Annotated in this window: 7 protein-coding genes; 4 read left to right on the top strand and 3 right to left on the bottom strand. The window is 51.2% G+C overall.

The genetic code is table 11. From position 1 onward, the window contains the following. From ACTIE6_RS02060 to thiH, 4 genes are all read left to right on the top strand, one after another. A partial coding sequence (locus ACTIE6_RS02060; protein ID WP_439555045.1) for a phosphomethylpyrimidine synthase ThiC occupies positions 1–339 on the top strand: 339 nt, incomplete at its 5' end. Positions 340–341: 2 nt separating this feature from the next. Continuing rightward, a complete protein-coding gene (locus tag ACTIE6_RS02055) occupies positions 342–1,727 on the top strand; it encodes a thiamine phosphate synthase (RefSeq protein ID WP_439555044.1) in 1,386 nt (461 codons plus the stop codon). Then, positions 1,721–2,488, top strand: coding sequence for a thiazole synthase (locus ACTIE6_RS02050; RefSeq protein WP_439555043.1), 768 nt, complete (start codon positions 1,721–1,723; stop codon positions 2,486–2,488). The genes ACTIE6_RS02055 and ACTIE6_RS02050 overlap by 7 nt, the downstream gene beginning before the upstream one ends. Then, on the top strand, positions 2,478–3,605 hold the full coding sequence (gene thiH / locus ACTIE6_RS02045) for a 2-iminoacetate synthase ThiH (RefSeq protein WP_439555042.1): 1,128 nt from the start codon (positions 2,478–2,480) through the stop codon (positions 3,603–3,605). The genes ACTIE6_RS02050 and thiH overlap by 11 nt, the downstream gene beginning before the upstream one ends. Here thiH and ACTIE6_RS02040 read toward each other — a convergent pair. From ACTIE6_RS02040 to ACTIE6_RS02030, 3 genes are all read right to left on the bottom strand, one after another. Continuing rightward, entirely contained in the window at positions 3,595–5,214 is a 1,620-nt protein-coding gene (locus ACTIE6_RS02040) for a RagB/SusD family nutrient uptake outer membrane protein (protein WP_439555041.1), read from the bottom strand. The two genes, thiH and ACTIE6_RS02040, sit on opposite strands and share 11 nt — an antisense overlap. Positions 5,215–5,225: 11 nt before the next feature. Beyond that, positions 5,226–8,564 (bottom strand): SusC/RagA family TonB-linked outer membrane protein, encoded by a 3,339-nt coding sequence (locus ACTIE6_RS02035; protein ID WP_439555040.1) that lies wholly within the window; start codon positions 8,562–8,564, stop codon positions 5,226–5,228. 45 nt (positions 8,565–8,609) lie between these two features. Beyond that, positions 8,610–9,605, bottom strand: a 996-nt coding sequence (locus tag ACTIE6_RS02030; protein WP_439555039.1) for a FecR family protein, incomplete at its 5' end; no start/stop codon positions are given.

The following is a 9,605-nucleotide window of genomic DNA, read 5'->3' as shown; positions in this document are numbered from 1 at the left end:
GCGCATGCAGCGGATTTGGCCAAAGGTCACCCGGGCGCACAGTACCGCGACAATGCTTTGAGCAAGGCGCGGTTCGAGTTCCGCTGGGCAGACCAGTTTAACCTCTCCCTCGATCCCGACACAGCCAGGGAGTTTCACGACGAAACATTACCTGCCGAAGGCGCTAAAATCGCGCATTTCTGTTCCATGTGCGGCCCCAACTTTTGCTCGATGAAAATCACGCAGGATGTGCGGGAGTATGCAGAAGAGAATGGAATACTCACCAGCGCTGACATTGAAGAAGGTATGCAGGTGAAAGCCCGCGAGTTTGCACAGAATGGCAGCGAAATCTATCTATAAGCATGAAAATCATCGTCATATCCCGGCCCGATTTCTTCGAAGGCGAAGCGGTGCAAATCAATGCGCTCTTCGCGGAGGGAATGCAGCTGCTGCATTTGCGGAAACCAGATTGTAGCAAGGAAGAGCTCGCCTCACTGCTACGCGACATCCATTCCGCCAACTATCCACTCATCGCGTTGCACCAGCACCATGAACTTGCGGGGGAGTTTGGTATCAAAAGGCTGCATTTTCCGGAGCAACTGCGTTCGGAACAAAGTGAGGCATCGCTTCAATACCTGAGAGCACAGGGGTTCGTATTGAGTACGTCCATTCACGACGCTGCGGCATTGGACAGCTTGTCCGATGCATTCAGCTACACTTTCTTCGGACCCGTTTTTGACAGCTTTTCCAAGCCAGGCTATCTGACAAAGCTCCCCCCGGATTTCAAACTCAACAAACAAACCTTCCCGGGCGAAGTGATCGCCCTCGGCGGCATCGATGAATCGAGAATACAAATAATCCTCCGAATGGGCTTCCAAGGCGCCGCGCTCCTAAGTAGCATCTGGCAAAATCCTCATCAAAAAAATCTTAATCTGATCCCCGGGTTGAAACCCGGGGCAATGGATTTTTTCAGCGGGGCAAATGAATTTGCCGCCGGCAATTTCGCCAAAGGCGAAAATAGCAAAGTCTATTGCCCCGGCTTTCAAGCCGGGGATCGGATTAGAAAGGATCAGTTTGATGATATTCAATTTTCAGAAAAGATTAATCAAAATCAGATTTTGGATCAAATAGACAGCATTCAGTTCATCTCTCAGGAAAATGAAAGGATATCCCACATCGAAAGCATCCGTTTGGCGCTTGAAGCGGGTTGTCGCTGGATACAGCTTCGGGTAAAGAACAAGCCCGAAGAGGAAGTGCTGCAACTCGCCTGGGAAGCGATCCGGCTGTGTGATCAATACAGTGCGAGGTTGATTATCAATGATTTTCCCAAAGTCGCGCTGGCTGTGGAGGCATATGGACTGCATCTCGGGCTCAATGATATGTCTGTACCGGAAGCGCGCGGTCTTGTGGGCGATAAGATGGTAATTGGCGGTACTGCCAACACCTGGGCAGATATCGTGCTCCGCGTGCAGGAAGGGTGTGACTACATTGGTTTGGGCCCATTCCGGTTTACTGCTACCAAGCAAAACCTGAGTCCGGTACTTGGACTGGAAGGTTACAATGCGCTGATGCAAAAAATAGCGATAGCAGGATACAACACGCCTGTTATCGCAATCGGAGGCATTACACCGGATGATATACCACCCTTGCTCGCAACCGGCGTGCACGGCGTCGCTATGTCGTCGGCGCTTATCAATGTGCCTGATCCGCAGGGTATTGTTCACCAAATTCAAAAAACTTTATGTTGAAAATTGCAGATAAAACATTCCATTCGCGCCTCTTTACGGGCACGGGTAAGTTCAGTTCTTCACAGCTAATGGAAGAGGCCCTGCTTGCCTCTGGTTCCGAGCTGGCGACGGTCGCTTTGCGGCGCGTGGACATTCATAGTAATCAGGATGATATTCTCCTGCATTTAAATCATCCCCAGATCAATCTTTTACCTAATACCTCCGGGGTAAGGACCGCCAGAGAGGCAGTCTTCGCGGCTCAGCTTGCCCGGGAAGCGCTGGAAATAAACTGGCTCAAACTCGAAATTCATCCCGATCCCAAGTACCTCATGCCCGATGCCGTGGAAACGCTGAAAGCGACAGAGGAGCTTGCAAAGCTTGGTTTCGTAATTCTCCCTTACATCCACGCCGACCCGGTACTGTGCAAGCGGCTTGAAGAAGCAGGCGCAGCCGCAGTAATGCCCCTCGGTTCGCCGATAGGTAGTAACAAGGGTTTGAAGACGATTGACTTTCTCGAAATTATCATTGAACAAAGCCAGGTACCCGTGGTGATCGATGCGGGAATCGGGTCGCCTTCTGACGCGGCCCGGGCCATGGAGATCGGCGCCGATGCAGTGCTGGTCAACACAGCAATCGCCTCTGCCGGAGATCCGGTACAAATGGCACGCGCTTTCCGTATGGCCGTAGAGGCAGGTAGGATTGCATTTGAAGCAAAATTAGAAAAACAGGGAAGCCAAGCCTCGGCAAGCAGCCCGTTAACAGCGTTTTTAGATGAGCTTTAAGCAGGTTTTTGAAAAACATCCGTGGGAAGAGGTAAAGGCCGGTATTTATGCAAAAACCACATCAGACGTTGAAAAGGCGCTTTTGTCGGAAAAGCGAACACTGGAAGATTTTAAAGCGCTGATATCTCCGGCTGCCGCCGCCTACCTCGAACCAATGGCGCAGCTCAGCCGCAAATTGACCCAAAAGCGTTTCGGCAAAACCATTCAGATGTACATTCCCCTTTACCTTTCCAATGAATGTACCAACATCTGCACCTACTGCGGGTTCAGTCTGGATAATAAGGTAAGGCGAAGGACGCTCACCGAAGCCGAGATATTGCAGGAAGCCGAGGTGATCAAAAAGCTGGGCTACGAACATGTGCTGCTGGTAACAGGAGAGGCAAATCAGACTGTTCACGTGGATTATTTCAAAAAGGTACTGAACCTGCTGCGGCCGCATTTCTCGATGATTTCCATGGAAGTGCAGCCGCTTGATACCGAAGAATATAACGAGCTGATTCCGCTGGCACTGAATACCGTGTTGGTTTACCAGGAAACCTACCACCAGGAAGATTACCGCAAACATCATCCCAAAGGCAAAAAATCCAACTTTCTGTACCGATTGGAAACACCAGACCGGCTCGGTAAAGCGGGCATTCATAAAATGGGATTGGGAGTGCTGATCGGTTTGGAAGATTGGCGCACAGACAGCTTTTTCACCGCATTGCACCTTCAATATCTTGAAAAAACCTACTGGCAAACACGGTATAGTCTTTCGTTCCCGCGCCTCCGTCCATTCTCCGGCGGACTCGAACCAAAAGTGGAAATGTCGGACAGGGAACTGGTGCAGCTGATTTGTGCCTACCGGATCATGAATGAAGAAGTGGAGCTTTCCCTTTCAACGCGGGAGTCGGAGAAGTTCAGGGACCATTGCATTCAGCTGGGGATTACTTCGATCAGCGCGGGTTCTAAGACAAATCCCGGCGGCTATGCGGTAGAGGCGGGCTCGCTGGAACAGTTTGAGATCTCAGACGAACGTTCACCCGGGGAAATTGCCCGGGTGATACGAAATATCGGCTATGAGCCCGTCTGGAAAGATTGGGATACCTACATGCAGGGCAGTGTGGCTAATAGTTAGGATTTTGCCTGATGTTCGGGTTAGCCAGGATTTCATTTTGAGGAATGGGCCAGAGGTAATCGCGTTGCGGATTATAGGCCCGTTCCTCTACTTTTACCGCCACGCCGGTCTCCGGATTGGTAGCCCCGTAAACCTGTCCGTTCATTACCTTGTCCACGATTCCCCACCGGCGGATATCATAGTACCGCTGTCCTTCAAAGGCCAGTTCGGCCTGGCGCTCGCGGCGGATCAGTTCCCGCATTTTAGCTTGTGAGTTATATACTTTCACATCCACGTTCGGCATATTGGATCGGCTCCGCACCATATTAATGTACTTGTTCACATCCGGGTTACTCCATTCACCCAGCTCTATCAACGCTTCGGCATAATTCAGCAATACCTCTGCGTAGCGTACGATCATGAAATCGAGCGAGCCGCCTCTTGGCTGCCGGTCGCGCGGGTCGAGGTACTTTTTAATCCAGTAGCCTGTTGCAGTCGATTTTTCCAGACCAATGCGATCTGGGTTCGTGGGCGAGCTATTAAATGGATCAACCTTATAGGTGTTGTCAACGAAATTCTCTCCTGCAAAAAGTACCGAAGCCACGAGGCGCGGGTCACGGTTGTTGCGGTAGTTTGGATTTTTCCGGTAGATAGCCAATGAATCAGCGCCAAGTTCCGCCAGTGTTTTGCCTTGCTTTGTCTCCCAGTTATCCACTACTGTGCTGGTGGGCGAAGTATAAGTTTCTCCACCAATCCCGAAAGGCGCAAATCTTGTCCATGCAATGCTGGCCCCTCCCGGACGGATCATAATGCGCTCGCTGTTGAGCATTCCACTATAGGTAAACAGCTCCGCCAGGTTGTTGGCACCCGCAGTTTTGCTGGTATACAGCTGGTAAATGTTCTTGTCGATCACTGCTTTGGAAGCCATTTTAGCCATATCAAAATCTTTGTAAAACAAAGCGAGCCGCGCAATCAGCGTCCAGCAGGCAGAACTGTTTACCCGCCAGAACTCATCATTGGTATAGGTATCAGGCAAATTTTTCGCACATTCGGTCAGCTCCGAAATGATGAAATCGTACACCTCCTGCTCCGTGTTTCTCGACAGCGTATTCTCATTCGGTGTAAGTGATTTGGTCACAATGGGGATCGCCCCGAAAAACTGAAAAAGCTCCATGTGATAGTAAGCCCGCAATGCACGCGCCTCGTACTTCATGCGCGTTTTCAGGTTCTCGTCCATAAAGCACTTGTCCACATGTTCGAGAAAGCGGCTCGCCCGGCGTGTTCCTGAAAAGTCGGAACTCCAGAACCAGAGTGCGGTACTCCAGTTGCTGTTGTGTACGCCGCGTGTAAATTCTTCATACGCGCCAATGTAGTCGGCCCGGTGCACAGCCTCGTCGCTCAATCCCGAAATGATCATGATATTGCTGGTATTCAGCGGCATATCACGTCCATTTGTGCCACCCGGCAGGGCATCGTACACGATTTTCAATGCGTCCCTTGCGTGGGTTTCCGTTTCCCAGAATTTATCATCCGTAATCCCTGTCGGGTGGTTTTGGGTCAAAAAGTCTTCACAGCCCGTAAAACTGGTCAGGAGTACCAGTGTCAGGCAGATTCTAGCTATCGATTTCATGGTTGGAGTGGTCAGAATTTAACATTGATACCTACTGTGTACACTTTCATGATCCCGTAAGTCCATTGGTTTCCAAGACTCTCCGGGTCCATCAGCTTCATGGGTGTAAATACAAACGGGTTTTGTGCATTGAGATAAAACCGCGCCGCCGACGCGCCAACCTTCCGCACTGCATTCACAGGCAGGTTATAGCCCAGCTGAACGTACTTGATCCGGCAGTAAGCCCCGTTCTGGATCCAGAAATCGGAAGAAAGCTTGTTGTTGGCAGGCGTGTTGGACAGCCTCGGGAAACTTGCATTGGTACGTTCGGAAGTCCAGTAGCGCTGTGAATAATAAATCGTCGGCACGCCGCCGTCGGCAGTCTGGTCGAGCGGGTAGGCGAGCATACCAGTGAGCCGCTGGTCGCTCCGGCCGGTTCCCTGCACCAGTACTTCTATATCAAACTTTTTATGCGCGAGCCGCACATTGGTAAAGTAGTTCAGTTGCGGCACCGGGTTTCCGATCGCCTGCTGGTCCTGCGCGTCAATTGCCCCGTTTCCATTCAGGTCAAGGTAGCGGATATCCCCCGGCTTGGCGCCTGTTACGGTCGGCAGGAGTGCAATGCCTTCATTGTTGAAGTCGCTTTGCTGCAGCAATCCCGCGGGTCGGTAGCCATAAATGCTGCTGATCGGACTGCCTTCCTGGTTAATGGACGTGCTCGTCAGGTACGGGCCGTTTTGCAGCTTGATAATGCGGTTCTTATTATACGATAATCCTGGTTTTACAGAGATATTCCACTTGGATCCCAGCTCCTTGAAGTAGTTCACGGACACTTCCCAGCCGCGGTTTCTCACCTTTCCTGCATTGATTGGTACATTCCCCATTCCGCCGACATAAGATACCTGCGGATTGAGAATGATGTCTTTCGTCATTTTGTCGTAATAATCGAAGATCAGTTCAAGCGAGTTGCCAAACAGACCCAGGTCAAGTCCAACATCAAAAAGACCTACTGTTTCCCAGGTGATATCCGGGTTACCCCAGATGTTTTCGTATCCGTTCGTACCCTGCACGAGCGTCTGGTAGCGGTAAAGTCCGATGTTTTCATTTCCCAACAATCCGTACGACGCCCGTATCTTCATGTTATTGATAAACTTTAAATTTTTCATAAACTGCTCCTGGTGCACATTCCAGCCGATCGCCGTAGAAGGAAAGAAGCCCCATTTGTGTCCCGGGCCGAATTTGGATGAACCATCCGCCCGCGCAGTCGCCTCGATCAGGTACTTGTCTTTATATGAATAGTTCAGCTTCGTATAACCCGACACCATCGTATTTACATCCCAAGATCCTGCACTGTTCCTTTCACTTGAAAACCCGCCAAATGCATAGAGCCGGTGATCGTTGCGGGTAAAAGTATAATCCGCATTGGCCGCCAGGTACATATAGGTAGCTCTCTCAAAAGTGCCCGTGCGCGTTACGCCCCAGCTTTGCACGAGCTGGTTGGTGCCGTAGTCAAAGAAGTTGTAAGCATCTGCCACTGCTCGTCGCTGGTCGCTGTTCAGCCGGAAGCTGAACTGTCCTTTCAGGTTGAAATCCGGGAATACTTCCCATTTAGGCTGCATATTGATCATCGCCTGGGCACTTTCATAATCGCGGTACCCACCTTTTTCCGCGTAGGCCAACGGATTCACAATGTCAGCGTAGCGGCCGTACATAGTCCTGCCGTTTTTCTCAGGGTATTTTGGTAAAATGGTAGGAGGTACCCTGTACACATCTTCCAATATCCGGTTACCAAAGCCTGATCCTTCGTCGGGCCGGAAGTTGTTGCGGGTATTTCTTTTTATGGCTAACAGATCGACGTCAAAAACAAAGCTTTTGTTGACAGTAATGGAGGTATTCGCGCGGACATTGAAACGGTTCATTTTGTTCAGGGGGATCATTCCATCCTGGAACATATAGTTGGCTGTCACTGCAAACCGCGCCAGGTTATTACCGCCGTCAAGTGAGATTGAATGGCTGGTAATGGGCGAGTTTTCCTTCACGATCATGTCAACCCAGTCGGTGTTCGGGTACAGGATAGGATCGGAGCCGTCCTGGGTTTTGCTGATCACATCCTCGGAATAAAAAGGCTGATTACCCGAGTTGACCCGCGCTTCGTTGTACATGCGCATGTACTGGGGCGCATCCACAAGTTCCTGCAGGTAAGTAGGGGACTGGCTGCCCACGTACCCGTCGTAAGTCACGCTGATCTTGCCCGGCGTTCCCCTTTTGGTAGTGACCAGGATCACCCCGTTCGCGGCTCTCGCGCCGTACATTGCCGAAGCTGCCGCATCTTTCAAAACGGTAACACTCTCCACAGTTACCGGATCTATGTGGTTCATATCCATCGGGATACCATCCACCAGGATCAATGGATTGGAGTTGCCGAGGGTACTGATACCCCTGATCTTGATCGCCGCCGCGTCGCCGCCCGGCATACCCGAGCTTTGCTGCACCTGCAAGCCTGTTACCCCGCCCTGCAACGACTGCGAAAGCGTGGTAATCGGCTTTCCGCTGATTTGCGAAGCTACATTCAGGGAAGAAATTGAACCTGCAATGTGCTTTTTCTTCTGCTCGGTTTGTCCGACTACAATCGCTTCGTCGAGGCTGGCTACTTCTTCCTGCAATGCGATGATCAGGTTGGAATTGGCAGATTTGGCAAGATGCTCCACGCTCTTGTGGCCCACCATTGAGAACACCAGTATTGCATCCCTGGGAACATCAATGGCGAAGTAACCGTTTTCGTCCGTCGAAGCGCCGTCGGTAGTCCCTTTTACAGCGATTGTAACACCCGGCAGCTCGCGCGGCGGCTCGTGGGTATCGAATACCTTTCCTTTGATCGTGATATAATCTGCCGTAGCCCGTGCTTTTTCAGAAACCAATGTCGCTGCTGGTTCCAGGCGCGCCGGAATGGCGGGGAAAGTTTGCGGCTGCGTTTCCTTTTGCTGCGGGTTCAAAGGCGCAGGTTTCATGAAATCTCTGCTTTTACGCTGGTCCACCAGCACGTAAGTACCCTTTTTTACTTTCATAAAACCGATGCTCGTAGATTGCAGCAGCGTTTTCAGGTTACTTTCAAAAGATACACCCGAACGGATCGCATTACCCGGCAGAAGTACTTCCGGCAATATCTTCTCTTCAAACAGCAGGTCGACGTGGTACCGGTCTTTCAATACCAGCAGCATATCTTTCAGCGACATAGCCCGCTGTGGTTCGATGCGCTGCTGGGCGGGGTGACTTTTCAGCTTGGCCAGCAGCTGGCCCGATACCAGGGTAGGTAATGTACTGACTGCAAGCAAAAGGAATAGCCGCCGGACCAAATGTAGTCTTTTATGCATAATCAGTGGATTGGTTAAGGGTTGGTTAGGATGAAATGGAAAGGATCAGGGAATAGGAATAATCTGTAATTGTTTCTTGGTTTTAACGATTTCAAAGCCGTACATCACCGACATATTGGTCAGCAGCTCTTCGGCACTTTCGGCAGGGAAAGAGCCTGTTGCGGTACGTATAGCAAGGTTTTTGTCGGTAATCCGCACCTGCACGCCGAATACTTCCCGGATACGCTCGGCCACTTCGCTGAGGGGTGTGTTATCAAAAATAAATCGGTGCTGTTTCCACGCCAGTCCGGCTTCGAGCTGGGCGGCAGTCAGCTTTTCCACTTTGATATTGCCACCGGTATCAATCGTGGCGCGCTCGCCGGGCACCATGGTATGAGACTGGTCGCGCGCGGGAGGCGATAACCGCACTTTTCCTTTATTGAGAACCACATTTGTATGTTTCTCGCGGGTATAAACCGTAAACTCCGTCCCGAGAACAGTGACCAGCGCATTGTCCATGGTATGCACCTCAAAAAGCTGGTGATCGGGCAAATGCCTGACCGCAAACTCGGCTTCACCTTCCAGGTATACATTCCGGTTGGAATTCCCGAACGTCCAGCGGGGCACGCGCAGTACAGAATTGGCATTCAGCGTAACGCGGCTTCCGTCTGGAAGCAGTATGGTGTTTGTTTTACCAAAATCGGCATGGTAACGCGTATACAACAGGTGATCCCTGCTGAGCCAGCCCGCAAATGCAGCCAGTAACAATGCGATAACCGCAGCGAAACGGTAGCCTGTAAACGCAGCGTGGCGCGCGGCCGGTTTGATGCCTCGGGCAGGAGCAACCTCGCGAGGTGTTTGCATATACGCGCTGAAACGTTCCTGTGGCGCGGCTATCTCCGGATCGTAGAGCGGAAAAGTAGTCTCCCATTCAGCGAGCCAGAGGTAAAACTGCTCTCGCGCCGCCTCCGATTGCAGCCATTCTTCAATGAGCTTCTTTTGCAATGGAGAAGTCCGGCCGGCGAAATGTTCGAATAGGAATGATTTGTTGATCAATGACAT

This window comes from Dyadobacter sp. (genome assembly GCF_051859145.1).
Lineage (GTDB): Bacteria > Bacteroidota > Bacteroidia > Cytophagales > Spirosomataceae > Dyadobacter.
This window is presented reverse-complemented; position numbering and strand designations above follow the sequence as displayed.

Excerpts from the sequence above, each read along its gene's own strand:
- ACTIE6_RS02035 (WP_439555040.1), bottom strand. The coding sequence starts at position 8,564 with ATGCATAAAAGACTACATTTGGTCCGGCGGCTATTCCTTTTGCTTGCA.
- ACTIE6_RS02040 (WP_439555041.1), bottom strand. The coding sequence starts at position 5,214 with ATGAAATCGATAGCTAGAATCTGCCTGACACTGGTACTCCTGACCAGT.
- ACTIE6_RS02050 (WP_439555043.1), top strand. The coding sequence starts at position 1,721 with ATGTTGAAAATTGCAGATAAAACATTCCATTCGCGCCTCTTTACGGGC.
- ACTIE6_RS02055 (WP_439555044.1), top strand. The coding sequence starts at position 342 with ATGAAAATCATCGTCATATCCCGGCCCGATTTCTTCGAAGGCGAAGCG.
- thiH (WP_439555042.1), top strand. The coding sequence starts at position 2,478 with ATGAGCTTTAAGCAGGTTTTTGAAAAACATCCGTGGGAAGAGGTAAAG.